Annotated in this window: 14 protein-coding genes; 13 read left to right on the top strand and 1 reads right to left on the bottom strand. The window is 45.1% G+C overall.

Annotated elements, in window-relative coordinates:
• Positions 1 to 13: 13 nt before the first annotated feature.
• The 12 genes from HXT50_RS03710 (at position 14) to HXT50_RS03655 (ending at position 15,236) form a co-directional block, all read left to right on the top strand.
• On the top strand, positions 14 to 1,216 hold the full coding sequence (locus HXT50_RS03710) for a choice-of-anchor M domain-containing protein (protein ID WP_421777043.1): 1,203 nt from the start codon (positions 14 to 16) through the stop codon (positions 1,214 to 1,216).
• Positions 1,217 to 1,229: 13 nt separating this feature from the next.
• Entirely contained in the window at positions 1,230 to 3,425 is a 2,196-nt protein-coding gene (locus HXT50_RS03705) for a choice-of-anchor M domain-containing protein (protein ID WP_421777143.1), read from the top strand.
• 51 nt (positions 3,426 to 3,476) lie between these two features.
• A complete protein-coding gene (locus HXT50_RS03700; protein WP_004118551.1) occupies positions 3,477 to 5,192 on the top strand; it encodes an anchored repeat ABC transporter, substrate-binding protein in 1,716 nt (571 codons plus the stop codon).
• 20 nt (positions 5,193 to 5,212) lie between these two features.
• The gene (locus HXT50_RS03695; RefSeq protein ID WP_410295756.1) at positions 5,213 to 6,001 is read left to right on the top strand and encodes an anchored repeat-type ABC transporter ATP-binding subunit; all 789 of its coding nucleotides are present in this window, start codon (positions 5,213 to 5,215) and stop codon (positions 5,999 to 6,001) included.
• Positions 6,001 to 6,864, top strand: coding sequence for an anchored repeat-type ABC transporter permease subunit (locus tag HXT50_RS03690; RefSeq protein WP_064340515.1), 864 nt, complete (start codon positions 6,001 to 6,003; stop codon positions 6,862 to 6,864). The genes HXT50_RS03695 and HXT50_RS03690 overlap by 1 nt, the downstream gene beginning before the upstream one ends.
• A 20-nt stretch (positions 6,865 to 6,884) precedes the next feature.
• On the top strand, positions 6,885 to 7,769 hold the full coding sequence (locus HXT50_RS03685) for a lysophospholipid acyltransferase family protein (RefSeq protein ID WP_064340516.1): 885 nt from the start codon (positions 6,885 to 6,887) through the stop codon (positions 7,767 to 7,769).
• A 141-nt stretch (positions 7,770 to 7,910) separates the two neighbouring features.
• Positions 7,911 to 8,906 (top strand): NAD(P)H-dependent glycerol-3-phosphate dehydrogenase, encoded by a 996-nt coding sequence (locus tag HXT50_RS03680; protein ID WP_174163563.1) that lies wholly within the window; start codon positions 7,911 to 7,913, stop codon positions 8,904 to 8,906.
• Positions 8,907 to 8,978: 72 nt separating this feature from the next.
• On the top strand, positions 8,979 to 10,121 hold the full coding sequence (locus HXT50_RS03675; RefSeq protein ID WP_116442850.1) for a D-alanine--D-alanine ligase family protein: 1,143 nt from the start codon (positions 8,979 to 8,981) through the stop codon (positions 10,119 to 10,121).
• 101 nt (positions 10,122 to 10,222) lie between these two features.
• Positions 10,223 to 11,215, top strand: coding sequence for a CPBP family intramembrane glutamic endopeptidase (locus HXT50_RS03670; RefSeq protein ID WP_410295759.1), 993 nt, complete (start codon positions 10,223 to 10,225; stop codon positions 11,213 to 11,215).
• Positions 11,216 to 11,276: 61 nt separating this feature from the next.
• Positions 11,277 to 12,668 carry a homoserine dehydrogenase gene (locus tag HXT50_RS03665; RefSeq protein ID WP_421777042.1) on the top strand — a complete coding sequence of 464 codons (1,392 nt, stop codon included), beginning with the start codon at positions 11,277 to 11,279 and terminating at the stop codon, positions 12,666 to 12,668.
• An 18-nt stretch (positions 12,669 to 12,686) separates the two neighbouring features.
• The gene (gene thrB, locus HXT50_RS03660; protein WP_421777041.1) at positions 12,687 to 13,763 is read left to right on the top strand and encodes a homoserine kinase; all 1,077 of its coding nucleotides are present in this window, start codon (positions 12,687 to 12,689) and stop codon (positions 13,761 to 13,763) included.
• Positions 13,764 to 13,796: 33 nt separating this feature from the next.
• Entirely contained in the window at positions 13,797 to 15,236 is a 1,440-nt protein-coding gene (locus HXT50_RS03655) for a Maf family nucleotide pyrophosphatase (RefSeq protein ID WP_421777040.1), read from the top strand.
• A gap of 221 nt (positions 15,237 to 15,457) precedes the next feature.
• On the opposite strand, the gene HXT50_RS03650 is transcribed toward HXT50_RS03655, so the two are convergent.
• On the bottom strand, positions 15,458 to 16,399 hold the full coding sequence (locus tag HXT50_RS03650) for an AEC family transporter (RefSeq protein WP_004106240.1): 942 nt from the start codon (positions 16,397 to 16,399) through the stop codon (positions 15,458 to 15,460).
• Positions 16,400 to 16,793: 394 nt separating this feature from the next.
• On the opposite strand from HXT50_RS03650, the gene HXT50_RS03645 reads away from it, so the two are divergent.
• Entirely contained in the window at positions 16,794 to 20,117 is a 3,324-nt protein-coding gene (locus HXT50_RS03645) for an Rne/Rng family ribonuclease (RefSeq protein WP_421777039.1), read from the top strand.
• The last annotated feature ends 65 nt before the right edge of the window (positions 20,118 to 20,182 follow it).

Here is a 20,182-nt window from a genome sequence, read left to right as displayed (position 1 = left end):
GAAAGTTTAAATAATGAATTACAAACAAAATGAAACATTGCAAGTAAAACGAAAGCATGCATATTCTACTGCGTTGCTTGCGCTCATATTTTCTTTAGTAACTTTGGTTGCATCTTTATGTGCACCAAATCCAATGCAAGAAACTGCTTATGCCACTGAAGGCAATCAGCCAGTTATGATTCAAGCAGGTCATGCTGATTTTGGACCAACGCTAATCGACGGCAAATGGAAATTGAAGATTCGCGATGATACTGGTGATGAACCAGTGTGGCGAGACCCAGAAAATGTGGTATTTAAATTAGGTGGCAATTCAATAATTCCTATGCCTGATGACGCTGCCTACAGTTTTATTGGCGAAAAGCCTGGAACGAAGCTGTATGTTATTCCACAAACTCAGAATCCTGATGTGCCGTGGCTTGGTTGGAATACGCAGGAAGGTGGCGTGCTTAACGAGCTCGATCGTGGTGCAAACCTTTCGCTTGAAGGAGTAAGTGGTCCAGGCAAATTGCATGTTTACTTAGAAAATGGCAATAACAATCCACAGCAGCTTTGGGATAGTACTAAAGGTTATCCGCAAAACAGCTGGATTGAAACTAACGCTCATACTCACGTGAATTGGGTGTTTTCTAAGCCTGGAATTTATCATGTGAAGCTTACTTTTTCAGGAAAGCTTAAAAACGGACGCGCTGTAAGCGATACGCGTGTTCTTAATTTTGCAGTTGGAGATAATACTGATCCTAATGCTGCTTTAGGTGCGGGTGCTGCTGCTGGAGCAAGTGGCGACGAAGGTAATGAAGAGGATCAAGATGAAGAAGACAACGATGAATCCACAAAAGATGAAACTAACAATCATCACAAACTCCTTCGCAACAAGCATAAGCATTCTCACAAAGTATCTGAAAAAAGTGACGATACAGCTTTAGTTCTTCAAATCGTAGGTATTTTTGTTGCTATTATTGCCGTAATTATTGTGATTTTTGTGCTAATAGCTGTAGCTAAAAGCAAGAAAGCACGAAATCTTGCGCTTGCTAAGCAAGTTTCTGCACAAGCTAATCAACAGTATGCAAATAATGCAAATTTTGTGAATAATGCAAATGGCGACAGTACTTTGTCAAATTTAGTGCGTGACCAAGAAACGACAGTGATGTCACCAATTAATAATTCTCAATATTCTCAATCAGACAATATGCAATCTGATGGTACTCAGTGGAAATAATGGTGTGACGAAAATGGTTCGTAATAGTATAAAGAAATTATCTCGCGCTTTGTTGGTGGGCGTGTGCTTGTGTGGCATGATGATGGGAACTCCCGCAGCTTTTGCTGACAATGGCAGTGACGCAACTGTTGTAAGCGGAAAGAAATCTTCTAAAGATTTTACCGCCATAAAGCAAGCTAATTTTAAAGCGTGTACGGCTGCTCGCTTAGATAAAACTGCTTCACAACCTGCGGCTGATAGTAAAGCTGCAATGTGCCACGCATATAAAGGTCATACTGACGTTTTTGCAACTTTCTTTGATAGTGCAAGCAAGCGCATAGTATTAGGCACCTTGGGTGATGCGTTTGAAAGTGAAGATAAAGATCACACTCGTTATGATACGAATCGACTTATTTTTGAAGTCGGTTCTAAAAACATCATGCAGCTTTCCAAAGATGAGAACAATCCGGTAATAAAAGAAATCTACGCAACAACTCGCGAAGGTGTAGTCTGGTTCTTTGATCAATCTGGAGCTGGAAATACTGGTGCATTATGGCCCGGTTTAGATACTAGACCGTTATATGAGGGAGCTGGTTCTACAAAAGTTAACCCAACAGTCAAACTGTCATTAACTGGTATCGAAGCACCCCACAACGGCGAAGTTTTTATGTATACTCGCAGCGGTGACGATTATGAGAAAATGCTTGGTTCTGTTGATGGATGGCCGAAAGATGTTGACATCACTGAGACTGGTGGCAAGCATTCTCACATGTATTGGTCTTTTAACCGTCCTGGTGTGTACAAGTTAAAAATGAAGGCTACTACTACCGTTGGTGACGAGGAGCAAAGTTCTGAGCAAGTCTATACATTCCACGTCACTAATCATGATGTAACAGCTGGGGATTTTGCTGATTATGATGGCGCATCTTTTGATGGTGATGAAGATGGTGAAGATGACGAAGAAGATTCAGATGATAATGACGATTCTCAAAGTGAGGATCACAGTATTAATGTGCAACAAAGTAACGGATCTTTCTTCATTAACGGTAACAACAACACTGTGTATGTGACTCCATGGCCTGGAGCAAAAATGCAACAACAAGGACTTCTTGGAAGTAATAGAGGACTTTTTGGAAGTAATAACGGTGGTCTTATTCATGGGGAACATAACGCGAAAAGCGGAAAGCAAGATTCTCAAAGTCAGCAATCTACTTCGACAAAGTTCAAAGACATCAAGGGTGACAAACTCGTTATAGACCACGGTCATGTTGATATTGCTGTATATACTGGCGATTCAAATAAAGTTGATATGGCTGTGCAAGAAGATGTGACAGGAAGCCACGTCTTTAGAGACCCGGATACAGTTGTATTCGCAGTTGGTGATGCTGGTAAAACTAACGGCGTGTATCGTATACCGCAAACACAAATTGATGGTGTGCCATGGATGGGTTGGAATAATCAGTCTATGAATCCGCATAAGCCAACTCAATTGAGCCTAACAGGAGTTGAAGGTCCTGGAAACGTACGTGTTTGGATGTTTGGAGGCTTGGGTGGCGGAGATCAAGAGATTTTCTCTACTCAAGGAGCAACAGATTATACGATACCTGCAAATACGCATGCTCATGCGAATTGGGATTTCGACAAACCTGGATATTACACATTGCAATTCCAAGCTTCTGACGGAAATTCTACAGTAACTCGCAATATTCACGTTGCTGTTGGTGTAGATCCACAAGAAACACCAATGGGCTCTGCTGGCGGTGTTGAAAACAATGAAGAAAAGGACACCAAAAGCAAAAAAGGTGGACCTTCTGCACCTCATAATCCAGCAAAACCTGCTAATTTGCCTCATTCTGGCGGCAATCATGGCAGCCGTGGAATCGGTTTTGTCGGTGGCGGAAATTCTTTTGTTGGAGGTCGTGGTTTTGGATCAAACAATTCACGTTCTGGAAAACAATTGCCAAGAAAAGCTAAAAAGCATAAAGGTCTTGTTTCAAAAATTAGTAACAAGAGGCTCGCTAAAAGTTTGTACCGACAGAAGTTGAACGATAATGATGATGTTGTGAAGTCTGAAGCAAAAGGCGTAACAGGATTATTTAAGCGAAATCCTTTACTTGCTTATTCGCTTCTTGCTGGTGGAATTATTGCTGTGCTTGGCGTTTTGGGTGCAGGGATTTGGTATCTCTACAATCGCGGACTTATTAACTTCAACTGGCTGTTGCGCTATTAGTAGTAGGAGTGTGTGAGGGTGATTCATAGGCCCAGAAGAGTAAAGCAAACTTTGTTTTCTTCGATTGGTGCAATTGCAGTCGTCGCGCTTATTTTGCCGCTTTCTGCTTGTGGTAGTGCTAATGGGAATCGTGCAGGACATCGCGATGGTCGCATTAATGTAGTTACAACTACAGGCGTTTTGCGTGATATGGTGGCGAATGTAGCAGGGGATGCTGCAAATGTGAGTTCAATCGTACCTGATAATGCAGATCCGCACTCTTACGAGCCGCGATTGCGTTCAATCAGAGACGTTGTGTATGCGGACGTGGCTTTTAGTAATTACATGATGCTTGAGGAGCATGGTGTTATTACTGCTTTAGATGCGAATTTGCGAAAAGGCGTGCCGAATGTGCAACTTGCTGAAGAAAGCGTGAAACATGCGGCGGATATTATTCCAATGGTCGAAGATGTGTCGTTGGACACTATTTGGCTTGGTCTTGCTACAGAACGCCAAACTTCGCAGACGGTTGAGGAAGCTGAAGATACTAAAGAGCAACAAAAATCTCAAGAGAAATCTGATAAGTCGCAGTCTTCTCAGGTTTCTCAATCTTCGCAATCAAACGCGCCTTCCACTGTAACGAAAGAAGGACGCGCTACTGTAATAAAGCCAAAAGCATACAACATGAAGCGTTCGGACAGGATCCGCTTAACTGCAACTAAAGTAACTGGTCCTGGTTCGCTTTTCGCTTACCTTACTGGCACTTTTGGAAGTGTAGAAACTTACGTTAATTCAGCAAACGGGATTAACGATGAAGATCATGTGGATTTGCCTGCGGACGCGCACACGCATTTAAGTTGGGCTTTTAGTAAGCCAGGAGAATACACTCTCGGTTTTCACGCAGATATGCTCAATGCTCAAAACGAGAGGGTTGCAAGTTTAGGAAACGCAACTATGCGTTTTGCTGTTGGCATTAACGCGCAGAAATTAGCGAAAAAGCGTGGAGCTAGTGTAGTCTTGAATCAAGGCCATGCAGATTTGGCTTACGATTTAGCTAAACGCGGATTTTTGTACAGAGTTGACACTTTGCAAGAAAAGCGGTCGGTTGCGCCAAAGCGCGTGTATTATGAGCCGCGAGATGTAGTAGTAGAAGTGCCGACTAATGCTTTAAAAGAAATTCCAGCTGAACAAGGCTATAGATTCCTTGGATTTGCAAGGCAGAAAATTTATCAACTTCCACAAGCTGTTCTTGGAAAACATGTTCACGGAGATATTGATCCGCATTTATGGCAGTCAGTGAAAAACGGAATTGCTTATGTGCGCACAATAGCTGACCGCTTGTGTGAAGTCGATCCTAAAAATGCTCGCAAATATCGCGCAAATGCGGACCGATACATTAACAAGCTATTAGATGTAGACGCGTATATGAGGCAAAAAGTGGCGTCAATTCCAAAAGAGCGTCGCAACTTGGTTACAACGCATGACGCTTTTGCATACTTAGGTAAAGCTTATGGCGTAAATATTGCGGGATTTGTAACAATCAACCCTTCAAGCGAGCCAAGCGTGCAAGATAGGCGCAGACTTTCGCAAATTTTGCGCGACTTGGAAATCCCTGCAGTGTTTTTAGAGCCGAATTTAATTTCTCGCTCGTCTGTGCTTAAAGAGCTTGCGTCTGAAGCGCATGTGAAAGTTTGCCCAATTTATGGTGACGCTTTCGACGCAAATGTGCGAACTTACGCGGATATGATGCGAGCTAACGCGGATTCTTTAGCGAAATGTTTGAAGTGAAAGTGTTAAAGGTAGTAAATATGGAAGAAAATGCAGTAATTTGCGCACACAATTTGAATATTTCGTACGGGAATCGCGCTGTGGTAAAAGACGTTTCTTTTACCATTAATAGTGGCGAATTTGTGGGATTGCTTGGTGCAAACGGTGCCGGTAAAACAACGCTATTTCGTGCAATTATGGGTTTGATTCCACATACTGGAAAACTCGAAGTGCGTGCTCCTCATATGGAAGGTGCAAAACTTAATTCTCGCGTATCTTACGTTGGGTATGTGCCACAACGTCACGATATTGCGTGGGATTTCCCACTTTCTGTTTTAGATGTAGTGATGATGGGTAGGATTCGTCATATTGGTTACGTTCGCCGCGCTAAAAAAGAAGATTACGAGATCGCATTAAACTCGCTTGAACGCACAGGAATGGCTGATTTCCAAGATCGCACGATTGGAGAACTTTCTGGAGGCCAGCGGCAACGCGTGCTTGTTGCTAGAGCATTAGCTGGAGAGCCGCGTTTACTTTTGCTCGACGAACCGTTTACTGGACTCGATATGCCTACTCAGGAGCTGCTTACCGATTTGTTCTTGAAATTGTCTGCTTCTGGTGAAGCAATTCTCATGAGCTCACACGATATTATTGGCTCAATTAACTCATGCTCGAGAATAATGCTATTTGATGGCACTATTGTGGGCGACGACGATCCGCAAAATTTGCAAACAGAACAGTGGGTACAAACCTTCCACGTAGCTCCGCAAAATCCGCTTATTAAAGCAGTTGAGCGCGTAATTGGTAAGGAAAGTGTGGTAAAAGAGTAATGTTATCTCCAATAGAATTTATACAAGATTTAACAAATCCGGACCTTTGGTTTTTGCTAAAAGCACTTATTGTAGCGTGCCTTTCTAGCGTAATTTGTGGTGTAGTTGGATGCTATGTAGTGCTTAGAGGAATGGCGTTTATTGGAGATGCTGTAGCTCACTCAGTATTCCCAGGACTTGCTATAGCCTTCGTATTGCAAGGAAATCTGCTATTTGGAGGAGCACTCGCAGGAGTTGCAACCGCGCTAATCGTATCTATTTTTAGCCAAAACCGTAGGCTTCGCGAAGACTCATTTATTGGCGTATTTTTCGTATCTGCTTTTGCTCTTGGAATTGTGATTATTTCTAAAGCATCTGGCTACGCTGGATCCTTAGAATCCTTCTTGTTTGGCTCGATTACAGGTATTCCTGATTCAGATATTGCTGTTGTTGCTATTACTGGTTTGATTATTTTGGCTATATTATGCATGTTCCACAAAGAGCTTGTTTGCGTATCGATGGATCGAGAAACTTCGCGCGCAATGGGATTGCCGGTTGCATGGCTAGATGGAATGTTGTACGTGTTAGTGGCTATCGCTGTAGTTGTTTCCGTGCAAATTATTGGAAACGTGCTTGTGCTTGCTCTGCTTGTGACTCCTGCTGCAACTGCGCGACTGCTTACTGATCGGCTATCTAGGATGATGGTTTTAGCTCCTGTTATTGGTTGCGTTTCTTCGATTGTTGGAATGTATATTTCGTGGAGCTTTGATACAGCAACGGGCGGAACAATTGTGCTCGTAGCAACCGCTCTCTTTGTGCTCGCTTGGGCGTGCTCTCCTAAACATGGGTTGATTGCAAAAGTAGGTCGTAGCGTAGGTTTATAGCATGCTGCACAATAGAAAGCATGGTATCAAAAGGAAAACCTTCGCCAAGAAGTGCAGTAAAACCACTCAGTGATGAGCAAGTAAAGCTTTTAGCAAGTAAACACAATTTAGTTGACCCAACATATTACTATCCGACAGGAAAACGCAAGCCAAATCAGGTAGAAATTGACGCGCAAAATCCTAAAGCCGCCGAAAGACTGCTCGAAGGAACGTCGCGCGTATTGCGTTCGCGCTGCAAAGTAAAGGCGTGGGGATTGGAAAACGTGCCAGAAGAAGGCGTGTTTATTACAGCTTGCACACACGTGACGATGTTTGACGTTTTCATACCTATGACTGCACTATTCCACCAAGGTCGTCGTCCGCGCTACATGGCAAAAGCGGAACTCGCTCACTGGCCAATCTTAGGCAAATGGTTCCAACTTGTAGGCATGCAGCCGGTTCCTCGCAGAAGCGGAAAAGCGCGAGAAATAGAAGAAGAATCTATTAAAATCCTCACCAATGGCAGACCTTTAAGTGTATGGCCTGAAGGAACAGTTACGCGCGATCCTAAAAAATGGCCTATGAGCATGAAGCCCGGAATTGGTATAATTGCTCTCGAAGCATCGCGCAGACTCGGACATCAGATTCCGCTATTTTGCGCGGTTACATGGGGCGCAGCAAGCATTAACCACTGGTGGCCATGGCCAAAGAAAAATGTTGTAATGTGCTACGATACCCAACTCGATTATGCTGACTTGCTAAAGGGGAGTGAAAATTGGGGAGAGCTACCTCCTCTTGAATCTGCTGAAGAGTTGGCTCGTCGCGTGCGTGTGCGTATGACGCAGATTATGGAAGAAATTCGTGGAGAAAAATCTCCTGCAGGATACTTCGATTACAGGCAGATGAAACGCGTTACGGAAGAATAAAAAATATACAGAAGAATAAAATAAAGTATCTTTTAAAAATCCCGTAAAGCGGCATGTGTAGAATTATGTAATAGTGTGATTACAAATAAATAGCTATACAGTAGCTTATAAAACTCACAACCGAAAGGCAGGACGTAAAACATGAACGTTACGGTGTTGGGTGCTGGTGCTTGGGGAACTGCGTTTGGACAAGTACTTGCGGATGCAGGAAATCAAGTGACAATGTGGGCAATAGAGCCGGAAATTGTTGAAGGAATTCGCGACCATCATCATAATGGCGTGCGTCTGCCTAGCGTAGAAAAACTTCCAGAAAACATGACTGCAACTGGGGATCGAGCAGAGGCTGTTGTGAATGCGGATATTGTAGTCGTGGCGATTGCGGCACAGTTTGCTCGCGTTGCGTTGGAAGGTTTCGTGGGTTTGATTCCACAAAATGCGATCGTTGTTTCGCTTATGAAAGGCATTGAGCGCACAACCGGCAAACGTATGGATGAAGTTGTGTGCGAAGCTTTGAACTTACCGCGTAACCGTTTTGCTGCACTTTCCGGACCAAACTTGAGCAAGGAAGTTGCATCTCGCCACCCGGCTGCAGCAGTAGTTGCTTGCGCAGAAAAATCTCAGGCAGAAGTAGTTGCAAAAGCATGCTCAAACAGCTACTTTAAAGCATTTGTGTCAACAGACGTAATCGGCGTAGAAATGTGTGGCTCGCTTAAAAACGTGGTTGCGCTCGCAGTTGGTATGGCTCGAGGCGCAGGATATGGCGAAAATACGGCGGCTATGATTGAAACGCGCGGTTTGGCAGAATTGACGGCATTGGGCGTAGCAGAAGGCGCAGATTCGCGCACTTTTGCAGGTCTTGCTGGCTTTGGTGATTTAGTTGCAACTTGTGGATCTCCTCTAAGCCGCAACTATACTTTCGGTGCAAATCTTGGAAAAGGCATGAGCGTTGAAGAAGCAACTGCCGTAAGCAATGGTGTTGCAGAAGGCGTGCCAACCACAAGTGCAGTAGTTGCAATGGGCAAGCGTTTGGGTGTTGCAACTCCGCTTGCAAGTGCAATGGCTCGCGTGCTTGAAGAAGGAATTTCCTGCCAAGAAATGCTCGCAATGCTTTTCGACGACGATGTTTGCGAAGAGTAAGTAGCGTTTGCAAAAATAATCAAAACTAATCCAAAATAACTAGAATAATTCAAAAATATATAAAGGAAAAAAATGACGAAAAAGCGTGTAGTGTTCTTGTATGGCGGTAAGGCAGACGAACATTCGATTTCTTGCATATCTGCTGCTGGAGTGCTCAGTGCTGTAGACGAAAATCGTTTTGACATTGTGCGGATCGCAATCACAAAACAAGGCGAATGGATTGTTGGTGGTGAAGATCCTCGTAACTTCCGCATGGAAGAAGGCGAGTTGCCAGTAATCACAAAAACCGCTGGAACGCGTGATGTTGTGCTTGACCCTGCAAAGGGTGCAGACGGATTCTTGGTGCGAAAAGCGGACGACACGCTTGAAAGTTTAGGTCATATCGACGCTGTTTTCCCAGTTCTTCACGGACCAAACGGTGAAGATGGCACTTTGCAAGGTTTGCTAGAAATGATGCAAGTGCCGTACGTCGGTTGCGGAGTGTTGGCTTCGGCTGCATGCATGGATAAATACTACGCAAAGCAGCTGTTTAAGGCTGCCGGAATTGATGTCGCTCCGGGGATTGCGTTGGATGCTAGAAAATTTGCAAGTGACTCGACGAATCGCTTTGCTGCGTACGCAAACGAAATGCTTGCGCAAGTTGAGGCAGCAAAACTCGAGTATCCGCTTTTTGTAAAACCAAGCCGTGCAGGATCTAGTTTTGGCGTAACAAAAGTGGAATCGCATGATGCTGAGGCTTTAGCACAAGCCGTTTTTGAAGCTTCGAAGCACGATTGGCGAGTGCTAGTAGAGCAAGGAATTAACGCGCGCGAGATCGAGTGTGCGGTTCTTGCAGCTCGCGATGGCGAGGAGCCGAAAGTAAGTTTGCCAGGTGAAATTGTGTTAGACAAGCGTCAGGCTGGCGAAGATCAGTTCTACGATTTTGATAGCAAATACATGGATTCCGCGGCTTCGCACGTGGAAGTTCCAGCAGATCTTCCTGCGGAAACTTTGGAGCTCGTGCGTAAAACAGCGCTCGCAGCATTCAAAGCAGCAGACGGTAGAGGATTAAGCCGTGTTGATTCGTTCGTGACTCCTGAAGGTCATGTGATGATCAACGAAATCAATACAATGCCTGGGTTTACGCCAATCTCCATGTATCCAAAAGCTTGGGAAGCAACCGGAATAAGCTATGGCGATTTAATTACGAAGCTTATTGAGGGTGTGCTTAAGTAAGTGTGAATAGTGCGAGTAGCGCAAGCAGCGCAAACGTAGCACACGTCAAATAAAAAGCGAAAAATCACAATAAAGCGTAAAGAATAACAAAAGGAATGAGTATGCAAGAGATACAACATGACGACACATATTTGTTGGCGCGAAAGCGGCAGGGAACTATTGGAATGTCATTATGCATGTTCATGGTTGTGTGGATTGCTGCTGCATATGCATTAGGTATGTGCTTTCCGTATTTTTTGCCTAAAGAATTTTTAGAAAAATCTATTGCAACAATATTAGTGTCTGACATTGCGCAATATTTAATAGCGCTTCCTATTGCAATGCTGATTATGCGAGCAGTGCCAACTCTTGCGTCGCGTGAATTTTCTATGTCTTTGCGTCAATTTTTGGGATTCTACGCAGTTAGTGTGCCAGTTATGTATGGAGGAAACTTAATTGGTACAACATTAGCTTCAATTATTACAGACGGTAAAGCAGAAAATCGCATTTCAGAGACTATTGTGTCTGGAAATATGTGGGAAACGTTTGTGTTCGTAGTGATTCTTGCTCCTATTATGGAAGAATGGTTTTTTAGAAAGCAAATACTTTCTCGATTGCGTGTGTATGGCGAAAAGAAAGCAATTGTGTTCTCTGCTTTAGCTTTTGCATTATTCCACATGAATGTATTCCAATTTTTCTACGCTTTCGGGCTTGGGCTTATTCTCGGGTACATGTACGTGCGAACTTCTAAATTGCGTTACAGCATATTTCTTCACATGATTGTGAACTTCCAAGGAAGCGTTGTTGCTTTATGGTTACTAAAACAGATGACAGATGCAAACGGGAATGTTATAGAAATTGACAAATTATCAAATAAAGAGTTAATGGATTTGCCTTCTGGATTTGTGCTAGCTGGATTATATAGCATATTTGTGTTTGCAGTGCTTGTAGTTGGAATAGTGTTACTTGCTCGTAGTCGCCGATATTTAGTTTTCTTTGATGCGCCTTTGGAATTGCCTAAGGAAAATAATTTGAAATCACTTTATGGAACCGTAGGTGTAATTGCATTTTTGATTATTTCTGTGATTCTTAATGTGATGATGCTTTTTTCGTAACTGCTATTTTTCGTAACGAAAAACAAAAATTCAAAATTCATGACTTAAGGAGGCGAGTTATATGTTAAGCAAAAAATTAGCCAATAAAACTATTCGCGTTGGATTGCTTGGTGCCGGAACAGTCGGTTCGCAAACAGCGCGACTTATAGTTGAGCAGAGTGATGAACTTGCGGCTAGAATTGGTGCAAATATTGAGCTTGCAGGAGTTGCGTGCTTGCATCCGGAAGAAGTTGACGCTCCTTGGATTAAGCGTGATTTGCTAACTACAGACACTGCCTCTTTGTGCACCCGCGAAGACGTTGATATTGTAATCGAGCTTATTGGCGGACTTGAGCCGGCTCATACTTTTGTAAAAAGTGCGCTATGCCACGGAAAATCTGTTGTTGCTGCAAATAAAGCGTTGCTTGCAAAGTTTGGTCCGGAATTATACGAGTGTGCAGAAAGTCACGGAGTTGATTTGTACTTTGAGGCGGCTGTAGCAGGAGCGATTCCTATTGTTCGACCGCTTCGAGAGTCACTTATTGGCGACGAAATTACGCAAATTTTCGGGATTGTAAACGGAACTACCAACTATATTCTTGACGAAATGACTGTGCGCGGACTTGATTTTGACTCGGCTTTACGCGCAGCTCAAGAAAAGGGTTATGCTGAGGCTGATCCAACCGGAGATGTTGAAGGTTTCGATGCTGCAAATAAAGCTGCGATTCTTGCAACTCTCGCATTCCAAATGCCGGTAAGTATTGACGATGTTTCTGTTGAAGGAATTAGCGCGATTGACTCTGAAGATATTGCTGCAGCGAGCGCGGAAAAGCGTGTAATTAAGCTACTTGCAGCAGTTGAAAGGCATTGCGACGGCGAATCAAACTCAGATGGCGGAGTAAGCACAGATGGCGGAGTAAGCGTTAGTGTGTATCCGGCGCTTGTTGGCGCGGAGCACCCTTTGGCGTCGGTTCATGGCAGTTTTAATGCTGTATTTGTGAAGGCGCAGGCTGCAGATGATTTGATGTTCTACGGACGCGGTGCCGGCGGCGCTCCAACTGCAAGTGCTGTTGTTGGAGATGTTGTTAGTGCTGCTCGAAATCTTGTGCGTGGATGCGCAGGTTTTGGCGTGCCAATGTACAACAAGTATGTGCCGGCCTCTAGCGAGCAGACCAGAGCAGATTTTGTGATTCGTTGCAATATGGAAGATACTTCTTTGGCTTTGTGCAGCGAAGTTATGGATGTTTTTGCAGATCATGGCGTTGTGTATGAGCGTTTGGCTTCGGCGTGTCAAGCTAAGTATTCTCAAACTGAAGGTGATTCGGATTGCCCACAGTGCGGTCTTGGTGGACCTGGCAGTGTGCGCGTGCTTGTGAGCGAATGTTCGGAAGCTGCGGTTCAAGCTATTTGCGAGGATTTGCAGAAGTTGGACGTTATGTGCGGAAAGCCGCTAGTTTTGCGCGTTATAAAGTGAAAAGCTGCAGGTGATCGTATGAAGCCAGTATGTAACAGTGTTTCCGTGCGCGTGCCAGCAACTAGCGCAAATCTTGGTTCTGGGTTTGATACAGCCGGTATTGCGCTTGATTATGCGGATTCTTTAGTTTTTACTCTGGATGATAATCGTTCTAAAAATTCGCTTGATTCGCTCGATTCTGCTGGAAACGTGCGCGTAATTATTCACGGCGAAGGCGAGGATACGCTTCCAAAAGATGAAACGCATCTAGTTGTAGCGACTTTTCGCAAAGCTTGCAAAATATTTGGTCTGCCAAACTTGCGATTTACGTTAGAAGCGCATAATCGGATTCCGCAAGCGCGCGGTATGGGCTCTTCTGCAGAAGCGATTGTTGCTGCAGTTGCTGCTGCTTGGGCTTTTGCTCACGAAGGTGATCTTAATCGCGAAGCAATTTTCGAAATTGCGGCCGCAATTGAAGGTCATCCAGACAATGTTGCTCCTGCAGTTTTTGGCGGTTTGACGATGAGTTGGAAGCTTGATGCTGGGGAAGGCAAAGGTTCTGTGCGCGTGGATGGAGATTGCGAAGCTCCGCTTTCTACCGGTTTTCATACTGTGCGATACAAAGTTTCGCAAGATATTTCTGTGTCGGTATTCGTTCCTGATTTCGAGCTTTCTACAGAGCTTGCTAGACGCGCGCTTCCAGCAAAAGTGCCGTATGGTGACGCAATATTTAATGTGTCGCGAGCTGCAATGCTTCCGGTTGCTTTTGGTGAGTTAAATAGCGATTCTGAAAATAAATTAGGCACAGTAAAATCTGATATTTCGCGAAATGCGCTACTTTTTGCAGCAACTCAAGATGCTCTTCATCAAACGTATCGTGCAAATCTTATGAAAGATTCGTGGAAGCTGGTGGAGACGTTGCGCGAGCATGGTTTTGCGGCAGCGATTTCGGGAGCAGGATCGTGCGTTGCTGTATTTTATGCAGGAGATGCCGAGTATAACAAGAGTGCAGCTCAAAAAATCGACGCAATTGCCGAGCCGTGGCTTTCGCGTACGGGCTGGCGCGTTTTGCACGTGCCTGTTGATTCTACTGGCGTTGCAATAACTCGCGAATAAGTTGTGTGAAGTTGTAAAAGGGAAGGGTAAGGTATGACAGTTTCGTTGATTTTAGCCTCGCAGTCTCCTTCGCGTAGAGCGGTTTTGGCGGCGGCTGGCGTGATTCCGGTAATTCACGTAAGCGAAGTGGATGAGCCGGCGGCTTTGCGTGATGCCGCTAGTGAGCGAGGTACAAGCGTTGAGCAGTTGAGTGTTGAGCAGCGAGTTACTATTTTGGCTCGCGCAAAAGCTCAAGCTGTGTACCATGCGTGGAAACGTGTGGCGGATACGGCTGCTTCGGCTAGTGGCGATTTAGTTGTGGGGTATCCGCTGGAAGCTGAAACTGAATCTTCTGAACTTGCAGAAACTGCGAAATCTGCTGGTAATGCTTTAGCAAGCGATTCGCAATCAGACGTAACGCATAACGTAGATACGGCGCAAACTCGCGATTTTTCAGGCGTTACTGTTCCTACAAAAACTTTCGATATTCACGATTTTGCATATACAAATAAATCTTCTCATGATTGTAGCGGTGTGCTGATTGTTGGCTGCGATTCCATGTTCTTACTCGATGGTGAGTGCTACGGAAAGCCGCATACTCCTGAAGTGGCATTTGAGAGAATCAAGCAGATGAGCGGAAAAACAGGACAATTGTGGACTGGCCACTGCTTAATCGACGCAAAAACCGGCAAAACTATTTGCAAAACAAGTCATGCAAGCGTAACTTTTGCGCAAATGAGTGACGCGGAAATTCGCGCGTATGTAGCAACTGGTGAACCTCTAGAAGTTGCAGGATCCTTTACACTAGAAGGTTTTGGCGGAGCTTTTATTGAAAGCATTAATGGAGATCCTCACGGTGTTCTTGGAATCAGCTTGCCGCTGCTGAGACAAATGGTTTCAGAGCTTGGATATGCTTGGCCGGATTTGTGGAATAAGGAAAGCTTGGAAGAAGTTGGCGAAAAGAACGATCCGACTTCCACGGCGGTACCTAAAGAAAATGTTCACCAGCCGGGAGATGGCTGGGTGCATTGCAATTGTGGTCGCAGACATTGGGGTCATAACGGTGCTGCTGGAGTTCTGCTTGCTAGGCGAGATGTCGAAACTGGTCGCGTGACGCACGTTGTGATGCAACATCGCGCGCTTTGGAGCGCTGAGGGTGGCACTTGGGGCATCCCTGGTGGCGCAATTTCCGATGGAGAAAGCGCGATTGAGGGCGCATTGCGTGAGTCTTTCGAGGAAGCAAATATTACTTCGGGAGATATTGAAGTTGTTGGAGCTTACCGCGAGGATCACGGAAACTGGTGTTATACAACGGTTTTTGCGTTTGAAAAGCCGGGGCATAGTGTGGATCCTTGCGCGCACGACGACGAGAGTATGGAAATTAAGTGGGTGCCAATTGACGACGTGCCTAAGCTGAAGCTGCTTACGGCAATGCGCACGGATTGGCCGTCTTTTCGTGCGCGCCTTGATGAGTTAGCGCTCCGACATGCTTGAGCGCAGCACAGCGCGCGCGAAAGCAACTCGGAGCGCCGAGCTTGCTTAGGGTTGAAAGCACGGTGTGCTTTCAACGCATGCGAGGTCTGCCTTCGTCTCGATTGACGAAGGCAGGGCAGGTTTGTGTGGTTGGGTTTTAGAAACTGGGTTGTGTTTTGTGTGCGCTCCGACCTGCCTGAGCGCAGCATTGCGCGCGTAGGCGGCATAAACTGCGCACGAAATCATCCCAAAATTGCGGCAATTACGGCTATGCAAATTGGGCTAGTGACAGTAGAAAACAGTATGCCGTCGCGCGCAAAACTTAAGCCGACGTTGTAGCGCGCAGCATAATTGTAAACGTTTTGACCAGTTGGAAGAGCAGCTAACACAACGCACGCATACAAAGTCGCCCCGCGGAAACCCATCACAAAATAAGCTAGCAAAAACGCAATTGCAGGCATAATAAGATTTTTTAACACAGCAACCGTGGCAATAGCAGCGCGATTAGAATCTTTTTGCAAAGGCTTGCTGCCGTAAAGCGACATTCCAAAAGCCATTAAAATCATTGGAACTGCAGAATCGCCAATCATCTTAATTGGATCGTAAAGAAAATTAGGAACAGGGAAGTAGCCAACTTTTGCGGAAATTGCAGAAATAATAATTCCCCCAAGCGAACCAATTAAAAGTGGTTGTTTTAAAGGCTGCTGAGCGATGCGCTTAAGCGAACATTTCCCAGTAGTTGTAATGTCGAGAACAGTCAAACCAACAGGAGTAAATACAGCCTGTTGCATAACTAAAATCGGAGCAACAAGCGCAGGATTTCCCAAAATATAAGTCGCAACCGGCAAGCCAATATTGTTTGAATTTAAATAAAGAGAATTGAGAGCACCTATAGTGCAGTCAGCTGCAGGAAGATGGAAGCAAAAGCGATTAAGCAGAACGAACGCAACTCCAACAATCATCGCAGAAAAGAATGCAACAAAAATCGAAGAGTGAAAAATCTCAAAAATAGGCTCTTTAGAAAGTATTGCAAACATTAAGCAAGGGCTGGAAACGAAAAAACTTACGCGATTTAGGACCATTTGAGCCTGTGAACCGCCAACGCGCATGCGAGCAGTAACGTAGCCTGCAGCAATAACAATGCCAATTACGCAAAAGCCTTGCATTGCGCTGATTAAGCCCATTTCTTGCCTCCAAAATTCGTTAATTGCACGCAAATTGCATGCGTGCGAACCTATGCTGTAACTATAGGAGAGATACGCAACTTTTATGTGCGCTATGGATAAGTTTGAAATTATTGGAATTTTTAGTAACTGCTAATTGGCTTAAAAACAGCGATGCAAATTTTAATATTCAACGAGTCATATATTTGACTCGGCAATATGGCATACTAGAGAGCGGTGGCACTGCAAGCCGCCAGGCAATCGATGGCGTCGATCCCCTCGTGAGCGTTTTCCGAGGCTGGCGTCCGCTGTCGCGCAGCTAGACTTTGTAGAGAGCTTTGGGGTGGCTCGCGCACGTGCGTGCTCAACTTAAAGCCAGGGATGCGAGGCGATGCAGCGTCTCGTGAGGAGCATAGTGCCCAGAATAATAAGAGAACGCTTCAATGAATCTGAAGCTGAAAATAGTAGAACTGTGTCTAAAACCGCTACTTCTGCGGAAATGTCCGGAATAATGCAATCTACAGATTTTGCGGAAAGTAATATAGCTGCCGGTGATACTTTGCAGCAAAGCTCTGGCGTTACGCGTCGCCGTCGCGGTCGACGAGTTACTCGTGGTGCCGGTGCGGCTGGAGAAGCAATGGAACTAAAAGTTGAGGATTCTAGTGCGAAGAATTCTGAGCCGCATGTTGTTAAATCGCGCCCAATAACTTCGCTCCTATTCCAGGAGCCAGTTCTTCCTAAGGTAGTGAACGATCGTAGCGAGGAAAGCAGCAGTTCGCGTAATGACTTGCGTGACAACTCGCGTGATGGCTTGAATGATGATTTGCGCGATGATTTACGTGATATTTCTCGCGGAAGGCGCGGTGGACGCAATAGCCGTGATTCTCGTGATAGTCGTGATAGTAGCGAACGCAAGTCTCGTTCTGAAAGACGCGAGAATTCAAGCGAAATAAAGCGTGATAGTGGCAGAGGGAATAGTCGTGAAACATCGCGTGAAACAAGTCATTCTATGTATTCTCAAGATTCTGAGTACGCTAAGAATTTTCAGGATTCGCAAGATGATCGCGATGAAAAAACTCGCAAAAGCCAGCGTTCTCGCCGTTCTCGCAGATTGAATGCTGTTGAGCGACGTGCTGCAGCTGAAGTTGAGCAAATTGAAGAGGATCTTGCATACGACAATATTGTTTATGCTCCCATTGATACGCGCATCGATGAAACTCTTGATGTTAGCGATATTTTATCTGCGGAAAATGCTTCAAATAGGCGTTCTAATCGTCGCAATATGTCGAATAACATCTCTAATGATGATGACGCTCGAAATGAAAACGGTGCAGTAGACAGCAGAGGCGGTAGCAATAGCAGAGATAACAGAGATAGCCGTAATAGCAGTGACGAAGGCGATAACAGAGGTACAAACGACGATTATAATGCGAATAATAGCAACGATGACGATGAAATAATGATTACGCGTCGCCGTCGTCGCCGTCGTAGCTCTCGCACTGATCGAAATGAAAGCCGCAACGGAAGTCGCGATTTAGACATCGATATTTCAAATGATCTTGACGATGACGTGAATTCTCGCACAAAACGCACAAGTCTAGATGAAGTCTCTCAAGAAGATCGCGATTTAATTCCAGATCCAGAAGAACTTCGTGAGCAAGATGAGGAAGAAACTCTTTATACGCGCCGCCGTCGCCGCCGCCGTTCTAAATCCTCCGATGACACGAATTCCGCACCTTCTCAGGAAGAGTCATCCGACTACACTAATGCAAACGAAGACGACTTGACTTCTCGCCGCTCGCGCAAGCAGCAGTATATAGACGAAATTACGGATATTGAAGGCTCTACGCGACTTGAAGCAAAGCGCCAACGCCGTAGAGATAATAGGCGTGAGCGTAGCCGTCAAAACCTTCTTATGGAGCAAGATTTCCTTGCTCGTCGTGAAAATGTTGAACGATTAATGGTTGTTCGTGAGCGCGATCGTCATACGCAAATTTCCGTTATTGAAGACAATATTCTTGTAGAACATTATGTTTCTGATATTCAAGAAGTTGCTACTGTTGGAAATATTTATCTTGGGCGCATTCAAAACGTGCTTCCAAGCATGGAAGCTGCGTTTGTGGATATTGGTCAGGCTCGAAATGGCGTGCTTTATGCAGGCGAAGTTAATTGGGATATGGCTCGTCTTGAAGGTCAGCCTCGTAGGATTGAGCTTGCGTTTAAGTCTGGCGATCCTGTGCTTGTGCAGGTTACTAAGGATCCAATTGGACATAAGGGTGCTCGATTGACTTCGCAAGTAACTCTTGCAGGGCGTTTCTTAGTGCTTGTGCCATCTGGCGGTATGACAGGTGTAAGCCGCAAGCTTTCAGATCGAGAGCGCTCGCGTTTGCGCGCTATTGTGTCGAAGATTGCGCCAAAAGATATGGGTGTTATTATTCGTACTGCTGCTGACGGTGCAAGCGAGGAGTCGATTGAAAAAGATTTAGATTCGCTCGTTAAGCAGTGGGAGCGCATTGAAGCTAAGCGCGAAGAATACTTGCATGGAAAGCGTCCTAAGTTGTTACAGGGTGAGCCTGATGTGGCAATTCGTGTTGTGCGCGATATTTTCAACGATGACTTCCAAAAGCTTATTGTGGAAGGCGAGGGAGTGCGTCAGCGAATTGATGAATATCTTGAGATGATGGCTCCAGATTTGCGCAGCAAGGTTGAATATTGGGATCCTGCTGAGCATGAAGGCAAAGACGTTTTCGATAAGTGGCAGATTGATAGTCAGCTTCGTAAGGGCATGGAGCGTCAGGTTTATTTGCCAGCTGGCGGCTCTATCGTGATTGATCGTACGGAAGCAATGACTACGATCGATGTGAATACTGGACGATTTATTGGGCGTGGTAAGTCTTTGGAAGAAACGGTTACTCGTTGTAATTTGGAGGCTTCTGAAGAGATTGCGCGCCAGCTTCGTTTGCGCGATATTGGTGGCATGGTTATGATCGATTATGTCGATATGGTTATGCCAGCGAACCGCGATTTGGTTTTGCGTAGGCTTTTGGAATGCTTGGCTAGGGATCGCACGAAGCATCAGGTTGCTGAAGTTACGTCTCTTGGTCTTGTGCAAATGACGCGTAAACGCGTTGGCCAAGGCTTAGTTGAAGCGTTCTCTGAAGAGTGTCCAACGTGCAAGGGACGTGGATTTATTTTGCACGATGAGCCTACTGTTTCTTCGGAATATGCGGATCCTTACGCGCTTAAGGGCGGAGATCCTTTTGTTAAAACAAACAAGTATGGTCACGGAAGCGCAACGGAACAGCCTGCTCCTGTTAAGCAGCAGGGTTCTAGCGCGGAAGTGAGAGCTAAGTTAGCGCGTATAGCTGCCGCATCTGTAATTACTGACGCAGCTCATAAATCTGAAGAAGAAACGCAGTATAGCAATTTTTTGAATTCTGACAAAGAGTCTGTATCTTCTAAGGCGGATGAAACTGGCGAAACTGCGGAAACTGGCGAAACTGCGGATGCTGGCGAAACTGCGGAAACTGGCGAAACTGCTGATGCTGGCGAAACTGCTGAAACTAGTGAAGTTGCGGAAACTAGTGAAGCTGATAAAACTTCTGAAGAATTAATTGAAAATAATTTAGAGGATACTACGCAAGAGATTGTTGGTTATACTTCGGAGCAACCTACGCAAGATGCTACGCAGGAAACTACGCAAGAAACTACAGAAAATGATGATTGCGCCTCTGAATAGTGACTAAGTATATGCCTTGAGTACAATATTGAATATTGTCTGCATTGACTCATGAATCTAGCGAC

The organism is Gardnerella sp. KA00243 (assembly GCF_049244105.1).
GTDB classification, from domain to species: Bacteria; Actinomycetota; Actinomycetes; order Actinomycetales; family Bifidobacteriaceae; genus Bifidobacterium; species Bifidobacterium leopoldii.
The sequence above is the reverse complement of the archived record's forward strand: the minus strand, read 5'-3'. Positions and strand labels throughout refer to the sequence as shown.